Annotated in this window: 18 protein-coding genes and 1 pseudogene; 16 read left to right on the plus strand and 3 right to left on the minus strand. The window is 68.2% G+C overall.

All coding sequences use genetic code 11. From position 1 onward, the window contains the following. Positions 1 to 40 precede the first annotated feature (40 nt). Together N801_RS07635 and N801_RS07640 are read right to left on the minus strand one after the other, a co-directional pair. A pseudogene (locus tag N801_RS07635) lies at positions 41 to 493 on the minus strand (transposase); the annotation flags it as partial. 216 nt (positions 494 to 709) lie between these two features. Then, positions 710 to 1,876 carry an amidohydrolase family protein gene (locus N801_RS07640; RefSeq protein WP_035935810.1) on the minus strand — a complete coding sequence of 389 codons (1,167 nt, stop codon included), beginning with the start codon at positions 1,874 to 1,876 and terminating at the stop codon, positions 710 to 712. Between the two features lie 225 nt (positions 1,877 to 2,101). Between N801_RS07640 and N801_RS07645 the strand changes: the two genes are divergently transcribed. Further along, positions 2,102 to 2,797: a GntR family transcriptional regulator gene (locus tag N801_RS07645; RefSeq protein WP_052112742.1), complete on the plus strand. Its 696-nt coding sequence runs from the start codon at positions 2,102 to 2,104 to the stop codon at positions 2,795 to 2,797. Positions 2,798 to 2,856: 59 nt separating this feature from the next. Beyond that, positions 2,857 to 3,297 (plus strand): RidA family protein, encoded by a 441-nt coding sequence (locus N801_RS07650; RefSeq protein ID WP_211254687.1) that lies wholly within the window; start codon positions 2,857 to 2,859, stop codon positions 3,295 to 3,297. On the opposite strand, the gene N801_RS07655 is transcribed toward N801_RS07650, so the two are convergent. After that, on the minus strand, positions 3,268 to 3,927 hold the full coding sequence (locus N801_RS07655) for an SRPBCC family protein (RefSeq protein ID WP_035935816.1): 660 nt from the start codon (positions 3,925 to 3,927) through the stop codon (positions 3,268 to 3,270). The genes N801_RS07650 and N801_RS07655 overlap by 30 nt on opposite strands. A 113-nt stretch (positions 3,928 to 4,040) precedes the next feature. Here N801_RS07655 and N801_RS07660 point away from each other — a divergent pair, with 113 nt between their 5' ends. The 14 genes from N801_RS07660 to cofC all read left to right on the plus strand — a co-directional run bounded on the left by N801_RS07660 (position 4,041) and on the right by cofC (position 21,250). Continuing rightward, positions 4,041 to 5,033: an LLM class flavin-dependent oxidoreductase gene (locus N801_RS07660; protein WP_035935820.1), complete on the plus strand. Its 993-nt coding sequence runs from the start codon at positions 4,041 to 4,043 to the stop codon at positions 5,031 to 5,033. Between the two features lie 313 nt (positions 5,034 to 5,346). Then, the gene (locus tag N801_RS07665) at positions 5,347 to 6,360 is read left to right on the plus strand and encodes an ABC transporter substrate-binding protein (RefSeq protein WP_052112744.1); all 1,014 of its coding nucleotides are present in this window, start codon (positions 5,347 to 5,349) and stop codon (positions 6,358 to 6,360) included. Positions 6,361 to 6,422: 62 nt separating this feature from the next. Then, a complete protein-coding gene (locus tag N801_RS07670) occupies positions 6,423 to 7,214 on the plus strand; it encodes an ABC transporter ATP-binding protein (RefSeq protein ID WP_035935823.1) in 792 nt (263 codons plus the stop codon). After that, a complete protein-coding gene (locus N801_RS07675; protein ID WP_245618304.1) occupies positions 7,214 to 8,083 on the plus strand; it encodes an ABC transporter permease in 870 nt (289 codons plus the stop codon). The genes N801_RS07670 and N801_RS07675 overlap by 1 nt, the downstream gene beginning before the upstream one ends. 29 nt (positions 8,084 to 8,112) lie before the next feature. Beyond that, entirely contained in the window at positions 8,113 to 8,847 is a 735-nt protein-coding gene (locus tag N801_RS07680; RefSeq protein WP_084108479.1) for an ABC transporter permease, read from the plus strand. Between the two features lie 80 nt (positions 8,848 to 8,927). Next, the gene (locus N801_RS07685; protein ID WP_084108481.1) at positions 8,928 to 11,198 is read left to right on the plus strand and encodes a xanthine dehydrogenase family protein molybdopterin-binding subunit; all 2,271 of its coding nucleotides are present in this window, start codon (positions 8,928 to 8,930) and stop codon (positions 11,196 to 11,198) included. Beyond that, positions 11,195 to 12,097: an FAD binding domain-containing protein gene (locus N801_RS07690; RefSeq protein WP_035935829.1), complete on the plus strand. Its 903-nt coding sequence runs from the start codon at positions 11,195 to 11,197 to the stop codon at positions 12,095 to 12,097. The genes N801_RS07685 and N801_RS07690 overlap by 4 nt, the downstream gene beginning before the upstream one ends. Continuing rightward, positions 12,087 to 12,608: a (2Fe-2S)-binding protein gene (locus N801_RS07695; RefSeq protein ID WP_052112745.1), complete on the plus strand. Its 522-nt coding sequence runs from the start codon at positions 12,087 to 12,089 to the stop codon at positions 12,606 to 12,608. Before N801_RS07690 ends, N801_RS07695 begins: the two co-directional genes overlap by 11 nt. Then, positions 12,605 to 13,609, plus strand: coding sequence for a TIGR03557 family F420-dependent LLM class oxidoreductase (locus tag N801_RS07700; protein ID WP_035935830.1), 1,005 nt, complete (start codon positions 12,605 to 12,607; stop codon positions 13,607 to 13,609). Before N801_RS07695 ends, N801_RS07700 begins: the two co-directional genes overlap by 4 nt. Before the next feature lie 60 nt (positions 13,610 to 13,669). Further along, positions 13,670 to 14,443 carry a sulfite exporter TauE/SafE family protein gene (locus N801_RS07705; protein WP_035935955.1) on the plus strand — a complete coding sequence of 258 codons (774 nt, stop codon included), beginning with the start codon at positions 13,670 to 13,672 and terminating at the stop codon, positions 14,441 to 14,443. Positions 14,444 to 14,528: 85 nt separating this feature from the next. Further along, the gene (locus tag N801_RS07710; protein WP_035935831.1) at positions 14,529 to 15,716 is read left to right on the plus strand and encodes an acyl-CoA dehydrogenase family protein; all 1,188 of its coding nucleotides are present in this window, start codon (positions 14,529 to 14,531) and stop codon (positions 15,714 to 15,716) included. Further along, positions 15,713 to 17,941, plus strand: coding sequence for a thiamine pyrophosphate-dependent enzyme (locus N801_RS07715; RefSeq protein WP_245618292.1), 2,229 nt, complete (start codon positions 15,713 to 15,715; stop codon positions 17,939 to 17,941). The genes N801_RS07710 and N801_RS07715 overlap by 4 nt, the downstream gene beginning before the upstream one ends. After that, positions 17,934 to 20,522: a bifunctional FO biosynthesis protein CofGH gene (locus N801_RS07720; protein ID WP_035935833.1), complete on the plus strand. Its 2,589-nt coding sequence runs from the start codon at positions 17,934 to 17,936 to the stop codon at positions 20,520 to 20,522. Before N801_RS07715 ends, N801_RS07720 begins: the two co-directional genes overlap by 8 nt. Next, positions 20,519 to 21,250 (plus strand): 2-phospho-L-lactate guanylyltransferase, encoded by a 732-nt coding sequence (cofC, locus tag N801_RS07725; RefSeq protein ID WP_052112746.1) that lies wholly within the window; start codon positions 20,519 to 20,521, stop codon positions 21,248 to 21,250. Before N801_RS07720 ends, cofC begins: the two co-directional genes overlap by 4 nt. The last annotated feature ends 31 nt before the right edge of the window (positions 21,251 to 21,281 follow it).

A 21,281-nucleotide genomic window follows, 5' to 3' on the forward strand; every position in this document is an offset into this window, starting at 1 on the left:
GGCCGATGATCGATTCGGCCATGGCGTTGAGGCCCCTATGTCAAGCGGCTGTGTCGAGGGCGTTTTCGTGGCGTAGAGCGTCTCGGATCAGGCCGAAGGTTTCTCGGGCGATGTAGCGCTTGAGGACCCGCAGGGTGTCGTTGCGGCTGTCGCCGGTGGTCTTGCGGCGTGCGGCGAATTCGCGGGTTCTGGTGTCGTGGATCATCCGGTTGTTGGCGATGGTCCATAGGGCGTTGTTCGCTGCTCGGTCGCCGCCGCGGCTGAGTCGGTGCCGGTGGGTCTGACCGCTGCTGGCCTGGACGGGGCTGACTCCGCAAAGGGCGGCGAATGCGGCGTCGTTGCGGAGTCGTTCGGGGTTCCCGCCGGCGGTCATGAGCAGTTGAGCGGCGCTGTGGATCCCGATGCCCGGGCGGGCCAAGAGAGCGGGCGCGGTGCGCCGCACGAGGGTCCGGATCATCGCATCGAGCTGCAGGATCTCGGTGTGGAGCTGGAGCCGAACCGTCGACCTTCCGATTTGTTAGTCGGACGCTTGTAGCAACTGAGCAACTGAGCAATGGCCTAAGGGTTGAGCGCCCGCTACCCACGTCCCCCAACGACCTGACGCTGCGGAACGCCCCTGCGACCCATTGCCGCACCAGCGCCCATTCCGCCCACTGAGGTCGCCCATCCTCGGGGTGGCCTCGTCCCGTCGCAGGGACGCGCTCATGGGTCACGCCCAGGTGACGTGGCGGCGAGGTGGTGGCGTTTGCTCGCTGCGCCCCAGGACGAGTGGTTCGCCGTCAACCATAATCGCCGCGATGCCGGGCAGGTCCCCCAGCGCGAAGCAGTCGAGGACGGTGTCGGCCTGGGACCCGGTGATCGGCCCCAAAACGAGGAGGTCGGCGGGCCTTCCTACTTCGATGACGCCCACGTCCAGTCCGTGCGCGCGGGCGGTGTTGCCCGTCCCAGCCGCCACGGCCACCGCCGGGTCCATCCCGCACACGGAGGACAGGTACAGGATGTTTCGAAGCATTCCCCGAGGGATGACGCCGGTCCCCCCGGGTGTGTCGGTCCCGAGGGTGAGGCGGTGCAGTTCCCCACGCAGGGTGAGCTGGTCGACGGCCACCTGCGTGGCGCGGTAGTTCATCGAGCTACATACTTCGATGTAACCGGTCAAATCGTCAATGGTATGGCGGATCTCGTCGTCCGGCATGGGGATGGGGCCCCCCGAGATGTGGGCCACCACGTCGGGCTTCACCGCTGACACGAGGTCGTATCCTGCGACGCGACTCGCGCCGGATCGTGACACACCACCAGAGTGCATCTTGACGACGATTCCGCGCTCATGGGCCCAGTCGAGGTAATTCATGGGTTCGCCCGAGTCGAGGTGGCTCCAGTCGTAGAAGATGAACTTGGCTTGGCTCGCGCCCGCCTCGGCCAGGCGATCGAAGTGGCTCTGGGTCATGCCAGTCGTGAGCAGCACGGTGCCCGCGGTCGTCTTGACCCCCGAGGCGCGGACGCGACCGGTGGTTCCGAGCGAGACGACCGCCAGGCTGACGACCAGCTCGGGGTTCAAGGCGTCGACGGCCAAGCCCGGCAGGTGCAGCTCGCCGGCCGATACCATGCTCGTCGTCCCGCCGTGCAGGTAGTTGTGCATCCACCCAATGGAGTTCTGAGCGGGCGTCCATTCCCCGAACGTCGGGTGCACATGTCCGTCGACCAGGCCCGGCATCATGCTTAGGCCTCCAGCGGAAATGACCCGGTCCGGTGCGGCAAGATCTTCGCCGATGGCGGCGACGAGCCCGTCCTCGATGACCAGCTGGGTGTCGCGGAACACGCTTCCGTCGGCCCGTCCGGTGACGAGCATGTCGATGTCGGTGATGAGCGTGGTCGTCACGATGGGCCCCTGACGGTTGCGGTGGATGGACGTTCTTTATATCGTATCCAATATGGCGGTTCTCGTGCAGCGACACTTGATGGTCCGCGAGCAGCTCGTTCGAGGGGCATCATGGGTCCGCCTGACACCGCGCAGCCACGCTGCGGAAAGGGCTCTAGTGATGAAGGGATCCGTGGGGATGCAGACGCGCAGCGGCCCGACCTCCGAACGGCTGAGGGGGCAGCCGTGACGGCGAGTGCCTCGGGTGTGCCGTCGGCAGAGACTCGCTTCCTTCGACCGCAGACCGCGCAGCAGGCTGTCCTTGCCGAACTGCGGGCCCTCATCGTGCGCGGCGAGATTCCTCCCGGCAGCGCGATCGTGCAGGACGCCCTGGCCGAACGTTTCGGAGTTAGCCGAGTCCCGGTGCGGGAGGCCCTCAAAATCCTCGAGGGTGAGGGCCACATCACTTATGCCCCCCACCACGGCTACAAGGTTGCCAAGCTCGAGGTCGCCGAGCTGCTGGAGGTCTACGACCTGCGCGACGTGCTCGAGTCGTACGTGGCCAGGGTGGGAGTCCCCAAGATCGACGACCGCCACGTGGCAAAGATGCAGGCCGCCATGCAAGCTATGGACTCCGCAGCCGATCGTGAGGACATGATCGGCGTGGGTGTCCAGAACCGGATCTTTCACTTCGTGGTCTTCGATGCCAGCGGCCTGACGCGGGCGGTTCGCATGATCCGTCAGCTCTGGGACACCACGGACCCCTATCGCTCGCTGTACTTCGTCAAGCCGCTCAACCGCGAGACCGTCAATGCTGAGCACTCCCAGATCTTCGAAGCATGCGTGTCCCGGGACGCAGAGGCGGTCGTCGGCCTCCTCGAGATACACCGCAGCCATGCGGTGCAGGACCTGCGGGCCATGGCCGAGGCCGCGCAGGGATGAGCAGCCAGTCCGCGGAAGGCAGACGGCGGGACGCCCGAGAGCGGTTGGAGCGACTGGGCTTGCAACTGCGTGACCCGCTGGTGAGCAAGGGCCTGTACCTCTCGGTCCGGCGCCACGCCGGCCTGCTCTGGGTGTCCGGTCACACCGGTAGGGGGCCTGCGGGCCTGCACGTCTCCGGCGTGGTCGGAGCGGATGTCACTCTCGCCGAGGCGAAGGACGACGCGCGCCGAGCAGCCCTGAACCTCTTGGCTGCCGTGGACGGCTCACGCGAGCTCGACGCCGGGCTCGGGGACGTCGGGGGCGTCCTCCACATGCGGGTCTACGTTCGGTCCACGCCCGACTTCGCCGACCATCCCGCGGTTGCCGACGCCGCGAGTTCTCTGCTGCGCGAGGTGCTCGGCCCGGAGGTGGGCGATCACGCGAGGACGGCTGTCGGTGTCGCGTCCCTGCCCGGGGGTGCCCCGGTCGAGCTAGAAGCGGTGCTCGCCTGCGCCGACTGACCGGATGGCACGGGTGATCGCCACGCCGAGCAGGGTGCCGGCTGCGACCGTGGCAACCAGAGGGGCGAGCTTCCCCCAACGTTCGAGGAGAGGCGGGGCTGATGGCTCCGCCCCATCGACCGTGACCGACGCCGCTGAGAGCCCTGCCGTCTTCGCCAGGCCTGGGTGCTCGGCCCGGATCAAGTCGTCGAGCCGCTTGACGAACTGGTCCATGATTCGTCGGTTCACCTGCGTGATGGCGGCCCCACCGAACTGGGCCACACGACCAGAGAGCTCGAGGTCGGTGACCACTCTCACGGTGGCGGCCGCAGCGGCGATCGAACCGGACTCGATGTCGTCCACCGTCATGGTGATTACAGCCTGCGCCCCGCCCTGGCCCGACCTCTCACGCGCTGTCCCGCGCACGACGAACCGACGCTTCGAGGCGTCCCGCTCGACGACCGTGCCGGAGCTCGCCATGACGAGCTTCACGGGGCCGATCCGCACGCCCAACTGGCCGTGGTAGCTCTCCCCGTTCCGCCCCTCGAGGGTGGCGCCGGGCAGGCAGGAGGCGATGCGTTCGAGGTCCGACAGGATCGTGAAAGCTTCGTCTGCCCCGGTCGGGACGGTGAATTCGTTGACGAGTTCCATCTGGACCTCCGCGGGTCGATCGAAAGAAATAGTGGCTCAAGGGTTGATTGTATACGAGATACAAGACACAGTATGGGTGGTCAAGGTCGACCACCACGCCTCCGGAGGTAGATGTGCTCAGCAAAGGAATCGGGCTCTTTCCCACCGAGCCCGTCGGTGCCCTGCGGGAGTATGTGGCCCTCTGCGAGTCCTTGGGCTACGACAACGTCTGGTTCGGCGACTCCCAGAACATCTGGCGCGAGTCCAGCGTCGTGATGGGTGCGGCGGCGGTGGGAACCGAGCGCATCGTCTTCGGTACCGGTGTCACCAACGCCGTGACGAGGCACCGGTCGTTGCTCGCATCCTCGTGGGCCACCCTGGCCGAGTTCACGGGGGGCCGGGCCATCCTCGGCATCGGCACCGGCGACTCGTCCCTGCGCACGATGGGGCTCAAGCCGCTCAAGCTCGCAGAGCTGGAGGAGGCCATCGAGGAGCTAAGGGCGCTGTTCCGCGGCGAGGAGGTCACCGAACCGACCAGCGGGGCCAAGTACCACCTGGGCTACCTGCAGGGTCCGGTCGAGGTCCCCATCTACATCGCGGCCTCCGCACCCAAGATCCTGCAGATGTCGGGACGCATCGCGGACGGAGTCATCGTGCTCGTTGGCACGGCCCCGCACTTCATCGAGGCCGCCCTGGAGCGTATCGAGGCCGGAGCCAAGCAGAGCGGTCGGACGCTGGACGACCTGCGCATCGTGCTGTGGACGCCGACGGCGATCCAGGACGACAGCACCGAGGCCCGAGACCTGGTCCGCGCCCACGTGAGCAGAGTCGTGATCCGACCGCTTCCTGCGCCGGTCGCCCCGCACCTGCAGGCGGCGGTCGACCGCATCCGAGAGACCTATGACTACTACCACCACATGGACACCGAGGCGTCTCACGCCGAGCTCGTCCCGGACGAGCTCGTGGACCTCTTCGCTCTGGCCGGCACCCCGGAGGAGTGCGAGAAGCGGCTGGCCGAGATCAGCCACCTGGGCATCGACCAGGTCTCGATCGTGCCGTTCGTGCGGCCTGGCCAAAGCAAAGAGGGCACCATCCGTGCCTTCGCCGACATCGCCACAAGGGTCTGACACCCATGGAGAGGCAGCCCCAGCACCCCGCACCCGGCAGCTCCGTCCCGGGTGCGCCGCCCACCCTGCGACGCGATCTCACGGCGCAGGACGGGGTGACCGCACCACCGCCCACCACCACGCCGCCCGCGACCTCGGTGGCGGGCGACCCCAACGTGCGAGCCCACGGTTTTGCACGACCAGAACGTCCCGCCAGCACCTTGGACCACTACCTAACCGCTCTCGGTTTCATCAGCGTGGCTGTCGCCATTGAGGTCGGAACCCGACGTACCCGAGCACACTTCGTGCACCGCGCCGCCCACAAGGAGATCTCATGACACTGAACTCGTTCCGCTCGTTCCGCTCCACGGCGGCCGTCGCCGCCGGCGCTGCCACGATCCTGGCCCTGTCCGCGTGCGGTGGCACCGCCGAGGGGGAGACCGACTCCGGTGGCGAGAGCGCCACCACCAAGCTCAGCATCTCGGCCACAGGCGTCGACAGCCTGCCGTTCATGGCCATCCTCCAGGTGGGTGTCGACAAGGGCTGGTTCAAGGAGGAGGGCCTCGACGTGTCCATGTTCTCGGGCGGTGGCGGTGGCAACACCCTGCGCGTGGTGACCAGCGGCGATGCCGACATGGCCATCGCCGGGAACAGCTCGGTCCTGCTGGCCGCGAAGCAGCCGTCTTCGAACCTGACCGTTGTGGCGCCTTGGTTCCAGGTGAACGACTTCTACTGGATCGCACCAAAAGGCAAGAGCCAGCCACTGGACAAGGCCACGCTCGGTTTCTCGTCTGCGGGGTCGTCGACGGAGCTTCTAGTCAAGGGCCTGGAGAAGAAGCTAGGCGTCAAGAGCCAGGCAGTCGGCGGGATGGGCGACAACTGGACCGCAGCCAAGGCCGGCGAGGTGACCGCGGGGTGGGCAATGCATCCCTTCCTCACGCAAAAGCAGGAGGAGGAGGGTGCCGAGGTGCTGGTCTCGGCACGGGAGCACCTGGGGGACGTGCCCGCTGACCTGGTAGCCGTGAACTCCGACTACGCCAAGGCGAACCCTGAGAATCTTCGGAAGTTCTTCAAGGTTTCGCAGCGCCTTATGGACTACGTCGTGCAGGACTCAGCCGCCGCCGCGAAGGACATCGCCCCGATCGTCAAGGTGGACGAGGCGATCGTGGCCAAGGCTTTGGCGGACACCCCGGACCTCGAGAAGGCGTACTCGCTCAAGGTTGACGCCAAGGCCCTGGAGAACCTCTCGAGCCTGATGGTCGATGCCGGGCAACTGACGGACCCGGTCGACTGGTCAAAGACCCTGGACCAGCAGTACCTGTCCGAGTCGGACCGGGCCACCTTCTAGCCGGACCTCGAGCCGTGGGGCCGCTCCGGCGGCCCCACGGACCCGTACACCAGGAGCAAAACATGTCCACGATCCAGCTTGACGACATCAGGGTTGAGTTCGACACCCCCTCCGGCAAGGTGGTGGCAGTCAACGGCGTGACGCAGCAAGTTCCGTCCGGGGGCTTTGTCTCCCTGGTCGGCCCCAGCGGCTGCGGAAAGTCCACGCTGCTCGCCGTCATCTCCGGCCTGACGCGTGCCACGAGCGGTCAGGTCGCGGTCGGCGGCAAGGCCGTCACCCGGCCTGGTCGCGGGATCGGCGTGGTCTTTCAGGAGGAGTCGACCCTGCCGTGGCGAACGGTGCAGGAGAACGTCCAGTTCGCACTGCAGATCGCCGGCGTCGACAAGGGCGAGCAGGTCGAACGGGCCAACTGGGCCATCGACCTGGTCGGCCTCAAGGGCTTCGAGAAGTCATACCCCTCGATGCTCTCCGGGGGAATGCGCCAGCGTGTCGCCTTGGCGAGGACGCTCGCGCTCGAGCCGGGGGTGGTGCTGATGGACGAACCCTTCGCGGCGTTGGACCAGCAGACCCGGATTTTCCTCGGTGCCGAGGTCCGCGACATCTGGCAGCGCAGCCAGCAGACCGTTCTGTTCGTCACGCACGACATCTCCGAGGCGATCCTGCTGTCCCAGCAGGTGTGGGTGATGTCCTACCGCCCGGGCCGCATCATCGACGTCATCGACGTCGACCTGCCTGAACACCGGGATGCCTCCATCGTCTCCAGCCCGGCTTTCAACCAGCTGCACAACCGGGTGTGGTCCTCGTTGCAGGAGGAGTCCAAGCGCGGGTTCCGACAGCAGGAGACCCGCACGTGATGACCTCAGTCATGGGCGGAGATGTCGAGCCGGGGACGGGCGACGACGTGTCCATCGAGCGACCGGACACGGAGTCCGACAGGCCGGTCCAGCTGCCTCGTCGGTGGCGCCTGAGCGACCCCCTGATCAGCGCCGGGGCCACAGCCGGGTTGCTCGTCGTGATGGCCGTCGTCGCGGAGGTGGGGGCGCGCAGTGGCTGGTGGCGCGCCAGCACCCTCCCCGCTACGTCGACCATGCTCTCCGGGGTCGCAGGGCTCATGGACGACCCTCAGTTCTGGTCTGACCTCACGCGCAGCGGGCTGGAGATCGGGCTGGCTATCCTGTTCGGCTCCACCGCCGGACTGCTGTCAGGCCTGCTCTTCTGGAAGCTGCCGACGCTCGGTCGAATCTTCGAGCCCTACCTGGTGTCGTTCTATGCCGTGCCGATGGTTCTCTTCTATCCCCTGGCGATCGTGGTCGTGGGTATCAACGCGAGCTCGGTGGTCATCCTCGCGACGATCATGGCCACCATCCCCGTGGCGCTGAACACGACTGTCGGACTCAACGGCATACGACCCGTGTACCTCAAGCTCTCCCGCTCGCTCCAATGCAAGCCACACCAGATGCTTTTCTCGATCGCGTTGCCGGCAGCCGCCCCCTTCATCGTGGCGGGTTTGAGGCTGGGGGTCGTCTACGCCCTGATCGGAAGCATCGCCATGGAGTTCGTGACCGCACAGGCTGGTCTCGGGTACCGCATTCGGTATTACTACGAGATCTTCGACAACGACCGGATGTTCGCGTACATCCTCGTCGTGCTCGTGCTCTCGGTGCTCCTCACGGCGCTTCTGGCCGGGCTCGAACGACTCGTCGTCAAGGGGCGGACGTCATGAGCCTCGCGGCTAGGAGGTCGGCCAGCGCTATGCGCGGACACGAAAACGTCAAGGAGATTGCGGGCTCCGCTGGCCTGGCCCTCGTGGCGCTCGTGGTCTGGCAGGTGGCCAGCGGCCTCACCTTCGTCATCCCCACTCCGGTGGAGACGCTCAGGGTGCTGGTCGCGAACCTGGGCGACCCGGCATACCTGACCGACGTGCGGGCGACTGCGGTCGCGGTCGTCAGTGCCTTCACAGTTGGGACGGTGCTCGGCGGCATCATGGGTCTGGTGCTCGGGTTGTCGCGATGGGCGCGGCTGATCTTCGAGCCCCTCGTCATCGCCCTCAACGGCGTCCCAAAGATCGTGCTGTACCCGATCCTGCTGCCCATCTTCCAGCTCAGCGGATCCAAGGTCGTGATGGGGATCCTCTTCGCCCTTTTTCCTGTGCTGATCAACGTCGCCACCGGGGTCCGCGAGGTGCCAGCGGTCTACTGGAAGCTGGGTCGCTCCGTGCAGGCCTCCCGGGTGCAGATGCTGCTCCACATCATCCTGCCCACCATCCGACGTCCCCTGCTCACAGGGATCCGCCTGGCCGCAAGCTTGGCCGTCGTAGGGGTCGTGCTGTCCGAGTTCTTCGCGACACGGAGAGGCCTCGGCCGCGTCGTCCTGCAGAGCTACGGTCACGGTGACTACGCCGAGATGGTGGCGACGATCCTGCTCCTCATCGTCGTCTCCTTCACCGTGTCAATCATGCTGTGGCGCTGGGAGAAGCGAATCCGTTGACGTCCACCGATGCAGAGGCAAGCAGCCGCGTTGGGCCCTACGTCGGACGGCCGGTGGCGCGACGTGAAGACGAACGCCTCATGAGCGGCCGAGGCCGCTACCTCGCCGACCTCGCGGCTGGTGCGCTGTCGGTCGTCTTCGTGCGCTCCGCGGTCCCGCACGCCCTGATCAACACGATCGACACCTCAGCGGCCGTCGGCATGCCTGGAGTGGTCGGGGTGTACACCGGTGCCGACCTCGGCCTGGTCAACGACCACATCGCCGAACTGCACGTGCCCCATCCCGCCTTCGTCGACGCCACCGCTTTCCGCATGGCCGAGCAGCGCCTGGCCATCATGCCGACGGACCGTGTCCACTACGTGGGCCAGCCCCTCGTGGCGCTCATCGCTGTCGACAGGTACACCGCCGAGGACGCGATGGAGGCAGTGGACATCACCTACAGTCCGCTGGCGCCATGCCTTGATGCGGACGCGGCTCTTCGCGAGGACGCCACCCCGATCCACCGACACCTGCGGGACAACGAGGCCGCCAGCATCCACATCGAGTTCGGCGGTCTCACTCCGGACGTGACCGCGGACCTGACGGTCGAGGGAACCTATCGGATCGGTCGGCACGGAGCAGTCCCCCTCGAAGGTCGTGGAGTGCTCGCCCGGGTGGACGCACGACGCGTCTCGGTGTGGACGTCCACCCAGATCCCGCACATGGTCCGGCGGGGCATCTGTGAGGCGACCGGGTGGGCGACCGAGGAGGTGCGTGTCGCGGTCCCTGATGTCGGTGGTGGCTTCGGCACCAAGGCGAACGTCTATGCGGAAGAGATCGTCATCGCTGCTCTGGCCCGCCGCACGGGGCGCGACCTCGTGTGGGTCGAGGATCGCCAGGAACACCTGGTCTCCGCTGCCCAGGGTCGCGACCAGACCCACCGGACCCGCCTGGCCGTGGACGGCGAAGGACAGATCGTGCACTGGGCGGATGACTTCACCGTGGACATCGGGGCGGGAGGGCTCTGGGTCGCGGGCGTCGTCGCGAACACCGCGATCCATGCCTTGGGTCCGTACCGGGTCCCACGCGCGAGGATCACGGGTCGGGCCGCCTTCACCAACAAGACCATCACGGCGCAGTATCGCGGGGCCGGCCGCCCGGAAGCGTGCTTCGCGCTGGAGCGCAGCCTCGACGACGCGGCACGTCGGCTGGGCCTGTCGGGTGCGGAGATCCGGCGACGCAACCTGCTCACAGCGGAAGACCTGCCCTACCCCCGGCCGCTGCCCTACCGAGACGGCGTCGACGTCGTCTTCGACGGGGGTGACTACGCTGGGTGCCTAGAGGCAGCTCTCGAGCTGCTGCCCGTGGAGGAGATCGAGGCACTCCAGGACGACCATCCCGATCTGCAGGTCGGCCACGGCGTCGGCTGCTACCTTGAGGCCACGGGACGTGGTCCCTATGAGACCGGACGAGTCCGGCTTATGAGCACCGGGCAGTTCGAGGTGTCCTCCGGCGCAGCCTCGGCGGGTCAGGCCCATGAGACCGCCTTCGCCCAGGTGGCGGCGGATGCCCTGCGGGTCGATCTTGCCCGGGTGAGGGTGCGACAGGCCGACACCGACTTGGTCGAGCACGGCATCGGCACGTTCGCAAGCCGGTCGGCGGTGCTCGCCGGATCGGCCATCCGCAAGGCAGCCGACGAGGTGCGGACCCTGGCCACCGCGCGGGCCGCTGAACTGCTGGGCGCGCCTGTGCACGCCGTCGAACTGAATGACGGCATCTTCAGGAGCCACATCGGCGAGCCCGGGAGCGGCGGGGTGGGCTGGGATGACGTCGCCCGTGCGGCCGCGCCCGGAGGTGCGCACGAGGAGCTCGGACCGCTCGACGTCACGGAGGTCTTCCGGCCACAGACCGTCACCTGGACGATGGGAGCCCACGCAGCCGTGGTCGGGGTCCATCGGCGCACTGGTGCAGTGCGGGTGCTCGCGTACGCCGTGGCGCACGAGGGTGGCGTCGAGATCAACCCCCAGGTCGTCGAGGGGCAGGTCATCGGCGGCGTGGCGCAGGGAATCGGCGGGACGCTGATGGAGGAGTTCCGCTACTCCCCGCAAGGCCAGCCGCAGTCCACCACGTTCGCGGACTACCTGCTCCCCAGCACGTGCGACGTCCCCGAGGTCCGCGTGCGTCATCTGGGTGTCGACACACCGGGCAACCCGCTTGGGGTGCGCGGCGCGGGTGAGAGCGGGACCATCGCGGTCGCGGCTGCCGTCGCCGCTGCGGTCGAGCACGCGCTCGGCGACCGGGTCCAGGTCACCGAGACGCCGATCAGCCCAGCACTGCTGCGGACCGCCCTGCGCCAGGAGCAGCGGGCATGAAGCCGGCAGCCTTCGACTACCTGCGCGCCGAGACCATCTCGGAGGTGCTCTCGGCACTGGCGCATCCGGACACCGAGACCAAGGTCCTCGCCGGTGGCCAGAGTCTGGTGACCCTGATGAACCTGCGGCTGGCACGGCCCTCCCGGCTGGTGGACATCGGGTCCCTCGACGAGCTCGACCGGGTCTTCGACGACGTCGACGGCGTCGTGCTCGGGGCCCGGGTCCGGCACCGGACCCTCGAGTCACATCGGCTGATCCGAGAACGGCTGCCGCTGGTGGCTGCCGCTGCCGGTCACATCGGCCATGTCAGCATCCGCAACCGCGGGACTCTCGGAGGGTCGCTGGCCCACGCCGACCCGGCGGGCGAGCCTCCCTTGGCCATGCTCGTGCACGACGCCACCGTGCATGTCGAGTCGGCGGCCCGGGGATCCCGAGCCATCGCTGCCGAGGACTTCTTCGAGTCGGTCTTCACAACAACCCTCGAGCCCGACGAGCTGCTCACGTGGGTCAGCGTGCCCGCCCTCACGCCCGGCCAGGGGTGGGGTTTCGTGGAGTACGCACCGCGGCACGGCGACTATGCGCACGCCGGGGCCGGCTGCCTGGTCACCCTCGGATCGGATGGCAGGGTCTCCGGCCTCCGCGCGGGGCTCATGGCCGTCGCGGCCCGACCCGTGCTGGTGGGCTCGGCCCAAGACGTCGTCGGTGAGCAGCCGTCCGAGGACCTGTGGCGCAAGGTCGCCGCGCACTGGGTGGGGGATCTCGACCTCGCCGGTGACGACCCCGACCACGTACGCCATCTGAGCGCCGGGGCGCTGACCGAGGTCCTCACGGCAGCGTCCCGACGCGCCTCGGGCCACCATTCGGACCACGCGAGAAATGAGGCGGAGCATGACCGTTGAGCAGACCGACGCCCCGCAGATCCAGCACGTCAGACTCACGACGACCGTGAACGGGAACGTTGTGACCGTCCACGTGCCCCCCCGGCTGACCTTGGCCGACCTGCTGCGCGACGAGCTTCGCCTGACCGGCACGCACCTGGGATGTGAGCACGGGGTCTGCGGCGCATGCACCGTGCTCGTCGACGGCGACAGCGTGCGGGCCTGCCTGATGTTCGCTGTGCAGGTGGAGGGCCGACAGGTGTCCACCATCGAGGGCCTCGAGGCGTGCGCCACGACCGCGCGCCTCAAGGAGGCGTTCACGCGTCACCACGGACTGCAGTGCGGGTTCTGCACGCCCGGGATGCTTGTCGTGGCGACCGAGCTGATCGACGGCAGCGACCCACGCGTGCCGTTGACCGAGACCTGCGTCCGGGAGGCCTTGTCCGGCAACGCCTGCCGGTGCACCGGCTACCAAGGAATCGTCCGTGCCGTCCTCGACGCGGCGGACCCCTCCCCTGAAGGAGCGCCATGAACGGACCGTTGACCATCGGGTATGCCGCGATGCTGGAGCAGTTCGACCCTCGCGAGAGCGTCGAGCTCACGGTGCTGGCCGAGCAGCACGGGTTCTCCGGCTGTATGGCGGCCGACCACTTCCAGCCCTGGGTTCCGGCGCAGGGTCAGGCGGCCTTCGTCTGGAACGTGCTCGGGGCCGTGGGCGAGCGCACCCACGGTGACCTCGGTCCTGGCGTGACCTGTCCCAGCTTCCGTTTCCACCCCGCGATCGTCGCCCAGGCGGCGGCCACCCTCGAGGCGATGAACCCCGGCCGCACCTGGTTGGGACTCGGCACCGGGGAGGCTCTCAACGAGCACGTCGTCCCGGGGTACTGGCCTGAGGCGGGGGAACGCTCGCTGCGCATGTGGGAAGCCATCGAGCTCATCTCCACCTTGTTCGCCGGCTCCCTCGAGAGGCGGGACGTGAAGTTCAAGGGGGAGTACTTCACCATGGAGAGCACCCGGCTGTGGACCATGCCGGCGGAACCCCCGCCGATCCTTGTCGCCACAGCAGGGCCGATCAACGCGAAGAAGGCCGGAAAGTTCGCCGACGGCATCATCACGGTCGGCGCCCCGCTCGAGAAGATCGAGGGGCTCTTCGCGCGATTCGATGCGGGCGCTGCTGAGGCAGGCAAGGACCCGGACACGATGCCCAAGGTGCTGCAGCTGCACATGTCCTGGGCGGAGACCGACGAGGAGGCGTTGGTCAACGCGATGACCGAGTGGCCCAACGGTGGCATGAAGTTCCCGAAGGCTGACATCCGGTCACCGCACGACTTCGCCGAGATGGCGAAGCTGGTCCGGCCCGAGGACTTCCGGGGGCGCATGGTGATCTCGTCCGACCCCGACGAGCACCGTGCGTACATCCAGAAGTTCCTCGATCTCGGCTTCGACCGGGTCTACCTTCACAATGTCGGACGGAACCAGCGTGAGTGGATCGAGACCTTCGGCCGTGACGTCCTGCCGCACCTGCACCGATGAGTCGTCCTCGCGTGACCGTTGGTCGTGGGTCACGGTCGACCAGACCCGAAGCCGTCGACCGTGAGCCTCCTCGAAGGGGCAGTGCTGTTCCTTGCGGGCCTCGCCGGCGGGACGATCAACGCCGTCGTCGGCTCCGGGTCGCTCATCACGTTTCCCACGTTGGTCGCCCTGGGCTACCCACCCGTGCTCGCGAACGTCTCGAACAACATCGGGATGGTCCCCGGTGGTCTCGCCGGAACGTGGGGCTGCCGGAAGGACTTGGTGAATCAACGCGGTCGGCTGGCAGCACTGGCCGCGATGTCTGCGCTCGGTGGGCTCAGCGGTGCACTGCTCCTGCTGGTGCTGCCACCGGAGACGTTCCGGACCGTCGTGCCCATCCTGCTCGGCCTCTCCGTCGGTCTCGTCGTGATGCAGCCCGCCATCCAGCGGTCGGTGGCGCTGCGACGGTCCCGAGCCGTGCAGGGCGCGCGCCCCTCCACGCCGCTGGGCGCTCGGGTCGGCGTGGCCCTGGCTGGGACGTACGGTGGCTACTTCGGCGGGGCGCAGGGCGTCCTGCTGATCGGCGTGCTCGGTGGACTGCTTCCCGAGAGCCTGCACCGGATCAACGCGCTCAAGAACGCGTTGGCGACCTGTGTCAACGCCTGTGCCGCCGTCGTCTTCCTCGCGGTGGCGCGCGAGCAGGTCGACTGGCGCCTGGTCGTCCTCATTGCCGCGGGTTCCGCCTGCGGCGGGCTGATCGGCGCCAGGGTGGGCCGGGCATTGTCACAGCGGATGCTGCGAGCCGTCGTGGTGGTCGTGGGCCTCAGCGCCATCGCCGTCTTCGTTCGGTCCTGAACCACCCGATGGCCGATTCCTCACGTCGGCCCCACCAGCACGCCCCGGTCCCAAGCCCTTCTTCGCAGACGTCACAGGAGTTGACATGAACCGCCCCTCCGCCACCGCGCGCCAGTCCCCCGACGCCCTCTTCGCCATCAACCACCTGCTCGCCGCAGACGAGCTGGACGTCTGCCGCACGGTCCGCAAAGTGGTGGACGACCGCATCAGGCCTCATGTGGCCACGTGGTACGAGGAGGGCGAGCTGCCCGCGCGGGAGCTGGCCCTCCAGCTCGGCGAGATCGGGCTCCTCGGCATGCACCTCGAGGGATACGGCTGCGCCGGAATGTCGGCCACGGCCTACGGCCTCGCGTGCCTGGAGCTCGAGGCCGGGGACTCCGGCATCCGGTCGCTCGTGAGCGTCCAGGGGTCGTTGGCCATGTATGCGATCCACGCCTACGGGAGCGAGGAACAGAAGACGCAGTGGCTGCCCCGCATGGCCACGGGGGAGGCCATCGGCTGTTTCGGACTCACCGAACCCGACCACGGGTCGAACCCCGCGGGGATGCGCACCGTTGCCACCGGCGACGGCTCCGACTGGGTGCTCAACGGCACCAAGATGTGGATCACCAACGGGTCCATCGCCGATGTCGCCGTGATCTGGGCACGGACCAGCGACGGTGTGCGCGGGTTCGTCGTTCCCACCGACACACCGGGATTTTCGGCACGGGCCATCAAGGGCAAGATGTCGCTGCGCGCCTCGGTGACCGCTGAGCTCGTCCTGGACGGCGTGCGGCTTCCGTCGTCAGCGCTCCTCGAGGGTGCGCGCGGACTGTCCGGCCCGCTCGGCTGCTTGTCTGAGGCCCGGTTCGGCATCGTCTTCGGGGCGCTCGGCGCAGCGCGGGACTGCCTCGAGGTCACCCTCGACTACGCGCTCAGCCGTGAGCAGTTCGACCGGCCCATCGCCGGCTTCCAGCTGACCCAACAGAAGCTCGCCGACATGACGCTGGAGTACGGCAAGGGCCTGCTTCTGGCGCTGCACCTCGGTCGGCTCAAGGACACCCAGGGTCTCGCACCGGAGCAGGTGAGCCTCGGCAAGCTCAACAATGTCCGAGAGTCCCTGTCCATCGCGCGCGAATGCCGCACCATCCTGGGCGCCAATGGGATCAGCTCGGAGTACCCCCTCATGCGCCATGCCAACAACCTCGAGTCGGTGCTCACCTACGAGGGCACCTCCGAGATGCACTCCCTCGTGATCGGGCAGGCACTCACCGGACTCGCGGCATTCCGGTGAGCGTCCCGGCGGGTCAGGAACTCATCGACGCGCAGTTCGTCACGCGGCTGGGGGAAGTCGATCGGCATGCCACCCTGCCCGGCTCCACGCGCGACATCAGCCCCGACGTCTCCGAGGAGCTGCTGCTCGGGCTCTTCGACTCCCAGATCGGCAGCCGGCACCTGGATCTCGCCGCCAGGTGGCTCCGCGGAATGGGCGAGGGTTTCTACACGATCGGCTCGTCGGGGCACGAGGGCAACGCCGCGGTGGCCGCGGCGCTGCGACCCACCGATCCCGCTCTGCTGCACTATCGCTCGGGGGGCTTCTACCTCGAGCGAGCACGACAGGTCCCGGAGGTCGATGGACTGCGGGACGTGCTGCTCGGGCTGGTGGCATCGGTGGACGACCCCATCTCCGGCGGTCGGCACAAGGTGTTCGGCCGACCCGAGCTCTCGGTGATACCCCAGACGTCGACGATCGCCTCGCATCTGCCGCGGGCCCTCGGTGTCGCGTTCTCACTTCCTCGTGCGGCCAAGCTCGGCGTCGCCGTGGCGTGGCCGACGGACTCCGTCGTCGTGTGCTCCTTCGGTGACGCGTCCGCGAACCATTCCACAGCCACGGGGGCCGTCAACGCCGCGATCCAGGTGGGGGCCAGGGGCCTGCCGGTACCGCTGCTGTTCGTCTGCGAGGACAACGGAATCGGCATCAGCGTGCCCACTCCACTGAACTGGATCGCCAAGGCCTACGGCAGGCGTCCGGGTCTGGAGTACTTCGCCGGCGACGGTTGCGACCTGCCGAGCGCGCTCGCCGCGGCAAGGAGCGCCGTCGCCTTCGTGCGCAAGCACCGCAAGCCGGCCTTCCTGCACCTGAGCACCGTCCGGCTCATGGGGCACGCTGGATCGGACCTCGAGGCCGCCTACCGGACCCCGGCAGAGATCGCCGCAGAGGCATCCCGCGACCCCGTGCTGCGCACCGGGCTCCTTCTGGTGGAGGCTGGCATCCGCAGCCCGCGGGAGGTGCTCGGCTTGTACGAGGACAAGCGACAGCGGGTGCGGGAGGTGGCGCAGGAGTGCATCCAGCGGCCCCGCCTCAAGACGCGTGAGCAGGTGATGTCCGCCCTGGCGCCGCGGTCCCCTGATGCGGTGCGGAGCACCGCTGTGGCGCCCGCCTCGCCGGCCCGTAGAAGCCGAGCCTTCGGGAGGCAGCTGCCAGAGGCGGAACCGGCCCTGACACTGGCACAGTCGATCAACCGGGCGCTTCTCGACGTCATGGCGGCGGACCCCGGTGCCGTGCTGTTCGGGGAGGACGTTGCCGTCAAGGGCGGCGTGTACGGGGTGACGCGTGGCATCGCCAAGCGGATGGGGACTGCGCGTGTGTTCGACACCATCCTCGACGAGCAGACTGTGCTGGGGCTCGCACTCGGCGCCGGGCTGAGTGGCCTGCTTCCCATTCCCGAGATCCAGTACCTCGCCTATCTGCACAACGCCGCCGACCAGCTGCGCGGTGAGGCGGCGACCCTTCAGTTCTTTTCCTCGGGTCAGTACCGCAACCCCATGGTCCTGCGGATCGCCGGTTACGCGTACCAGAAGGGTTTCGGGGGCCACTTCCACAACGACAACGCCGTTGGTGCGCTGCGCGACATCCCCGGCATCGTGATCGCGTCACCGTCGCGCCCGGAGGACGCGGCCGCGATATTGCGCACGTGTGTCGCCGCTGCACGGGTAGACGGCACGGTCTGCGTGTTCCTCGAGCCCATCGCGCTCTACCACACCAAGGACCTGCACGAGGAGGGCGACGGCGGGTGGACGGCCCCGTACGCGGGGCCGGAGGACTGGGCGGGCGCCCATGTCCCGGTCGGTCGTGCCGCCACCCACGGCGATGGTCGCGACCTGACCATCGTCACCTTCGGGAACGGACTGTTCATGAGCCTGAGAGTGGCAGAACGTCTGCGGCACAGTGGAATCGGAGTGAGAGTGGTTGACCTGCGCTGGCTCGCGCCCCTGCCGGTCGAGGACATCGAGCGGGAAGCAACCGCAACCGGGAAGGTGCTAGTGGTCGACGAGACGCGCAGGACAGGGGGCGTCTCGGAGGCGGTCGTCACCGCGCTCGTCGACATGGGCTTCGCCGGGACGATCCGGCGGGTGGCCAGCGAGGACAGCTTCATCCCGCTGGGCGACGCGGCCCTGCACGTTCTCATCAGCGAGGAAGACATCCACCACGCAGCCATGGAGCTTCTCGATGCCTGAGCAGCTCCGGACCGGTGAGCGGGACTCGGCAGTCCGCCGCGCAGTGCGGCGGGCGAGCGACGGTGTGACGCTCAACGAGCAGGAAGTCCTCAGCCTGCTCCACGCCCGCGGAGACGACCTCGCCAGGCTCTGCGCAGCCGCGGCACGGGTCCGCGACGCCGGCCTGACGCAGGCGGGCAGGCCGGGGGTCATCACATACTCCCGCAAGGTCTTCATCCCCCTGACACGGCTGTGCCGGGACCGTTGTCACTACTGCACCTTCGCCACGACGCCAGGGCGGTTGGCTGCGGCCGGACAAGAACCTTTCCTCGGCCCCGACGAGGTGCTGGCCATCGCAGCCCAAGGTGCGGCTCTGGGCTGCAAGGAGGCGCTGTTCACGCTGGGCGACCGCCCTGAGGATCGTTGGCCTCAAGCACGGGAGTGGCTCGGCGCCCACGGCTACGACTCCACTCTCGGCTATGTCCGGGCGATGGCCGTGCGCGTCCTCGAGGAGACCGGGCTGCTGCCGCACCTGAACCCGGGCGTGATGAGCTGGGAGGAGATGAACCGGCTGAAGCCCGTGGCTCTGTCGATGGGCATGATGCTCGAGACGACGTCCACGGAGCTGTTCAAGCGGCGCGGCGGGGCACATTTCGGCAGTCCGGACAAGGACCCCGAGGTCCGGCTACGAGTCATCGAGGATGCCGGGCGCCTCAGCATCCCGTTTACCTCCGGCATCCTCGTGGGCATCGGGGAGAGCCTCCAGGACCGTGTCGAGTCGATCTTCGCGCTGCGCCGCCTGGGGAGGACCTACGGTCACCTCCAGGAGATCATCGTCCAGAACTTCCGGGCCAAGGAAGACACCGCGATGCGCTCGGCTCCGGACGCGACCCTCGACGACTATGTCGCCACTATCGCCGCGACCCGTCTGGTGCTGGGCCCGACGGCACGTATCCAAACTCCCCCCAACCTTACCGACACCGATGAACTGCGTCGGCTGCTCGACGCCGGGGTGGACGACTGGGGTGGGGTCAGCCCGCTGACGCCGGACCATGTCAACCCGGAGCGTCCGTGGCCGCAGGTCGAGGAGCTCGCGGCCCGCACCGCCGTCCTCGGGTTCACCCTGCGCGAACGGCTCACCGCTCACCCCGGGTACCACGAACCGCCATGGCTCGACCCCCGTGTGGTCCCCCATTTGCAGGCGCTCGTGGGCGCCGACGGACTGGCTGTCGAGGGCCGGGTACCGTGTGGCCTGCCCTGGCAGGAACCGGATGAGGCGTGGGGGAGCAGCGGGCGCGTGGACCTGCACATGGCAATCGACACGGAGGGGCGAAGCGAGGGCCGGCGCAGCGACTTCGACGCCGTCTTCGGCGACTGGGCCGAGGTCGACCTCGCAAGCAAGTCAGTGGGCGTCACGGCGCCCTCGGTCACCGGCGACGTCTGGGACGCCCTGCGACGGGCCGAGCGAGACCCATTGAGCCTCAACGATGCCCAGGCCCTGGCTCTGGCCCACGCCGAGGGTTCGAGCCTCAGCACGATGGTCGGGCTCGCAGACGGTCTTCGACGCGAGGCGACAGGTGAGACGGTCACCTATGTTGTCACGAGGAACATCAACTTCACCAACGTCTGCTACACCGGGTGCCGCTTCTGTGCCTTCGCACAGCGCAAGAGCGACGCTGACGCATTCACCCTGTCGCTGGAGGAGGTGGGGCAACGGGCCGAGCAGGCCTGGCAGGCCGGCGCGACCGAGATCTGCATGCAGGGCGGCATCGACCCCAGCCTGCCGGGCAGCGCCTACTTCGACCTGGCGCGCGAGATCAAGCGGCGCGCACCCGGCATACACCTGCACGCCTTCAGCCCGATGGAGGTGGTCAACGGCGTCAGCCGCACCGGACTGGGCCTTCGCGAGTTCCTGATGGAGCTGCGATCCGCCGGCGTCGACTCCTTGCCCGGCACCGCCGCCGAGATCCTCGATGACGAGGTCCGCTGGCTATTGACCAAGGGCAAGCTGCCGACAGCGACCTGGGTGGACGTTGTCTCCACGGCGCACGACGTGGGCCTTCCCACGTCCAGCACGATGATGTACGGGCACGTCGACACCCCGGCCCACTGGGTCACCCACCTAAGGGTCCTCATGGACGTGCAGGACAGGACCGGCGGGTTCACCGAGTTCGTGCCGCTTCCCTTCGTGCACCAGCAGTCACCGATCTACCTCGCGGGCATCGCCAGGCCGGGCCCTTCACGCCGCGACAACATCGCCGTGCACGCCTTGGCCAGGATCATGTTGCACACCCGTATCGGGAATGTGCAGACATCCTGGGTGAAGATGGGCGCGGACGGAGCGGCCGCGATGCTGTGCGGTGGGGCCAACGACCTCGGTGGCACCCTGATGGAGGAGACCATCAGCCGGATGGCGGGCTCGAGCCATGGGTCGTCCATGGCACCCCATGAGCTCGAGGCCATCGCGACGTCCTTGGGTCGCCCCTTCCGGCAGCGCACCACGACGTATGGTCCGGTCGCCGAGGAACGGCAGCAGGCCAGCCGTTCGGTGCGTACCTACCTGCCGCTGCTCACCTCGCCCTCGAGTAGCTGCACCCGATGACCACGCGTACGGCACGGCCGAGCGCCGAGAGGGACGGGTGGGCCGTGGTGGTGCCCGTCAAGGACTTCGCCCACGCGAAGAGTCGAGTCGTGGGGCTGCCACCTCGGCTCCGCAGGAACCTCGCACGCGCCCTGGCCATGGACACCGTCGAGACCGTCTGTGCCGCGGTTGGGCCACAGGCATGCTTCGTCGTAAGCAGCGCCGCCGGTTGCGCCGGGATTCGCCACCTCGGCGTCAACCTCGTCCGGGAGCCGTACGAGAGGGGTCTCAACGCTGCCTTGAGCGCGGGTCGTGACGCGGCCATCTCGTGCGGTTACCGCGCCGTGGCAATGGTGGTCGCCGACCTCCCGCTGCTCACTTCTCAGGACCTCGAGGCCGCACTCGCCGATGTGCCCTCGCGCGGAACCGTCGTCGTCCGTGACGCCTCCGGCGCAGGATCGACCCTCCTCGCGTCCAGGTCAGGGGCGCTCATCGAGGCGGCGTTCGGGGGTGCGTCGGCGGCTCGACATGTGCGGCTGGGCGTGCTCGACCACACCCTGATGGCGGCCACGTCCCTGAGGTTCGACCTTGACACCATGTCTGACGTCGAGGCCCTGCGGGCGCGAGGAGGTGACGCCGGCCCTCGCACCATGAGGTGGCTGCGAGAGGCGTCCAGCGCCCTGGACGGCACGAACGTGTCCGGCGTCGGACTGGCGCACTCGACCTCGCGGCGCTGTGCGACAGGGTGAACTCCCGCGCTCTGGCTGGAGCGCGGGAGAC

Origin of the sequence: Knoellia aerolata DSM 18566 (assembly GCF_000768695.1) — a bacterium.
Classification (GTDB): Bacteria; Actinomycetota; Actinomycetes; order Actinomycetales; family Dermatophilaceae; genus Knoellia; species Knoellia aerolata.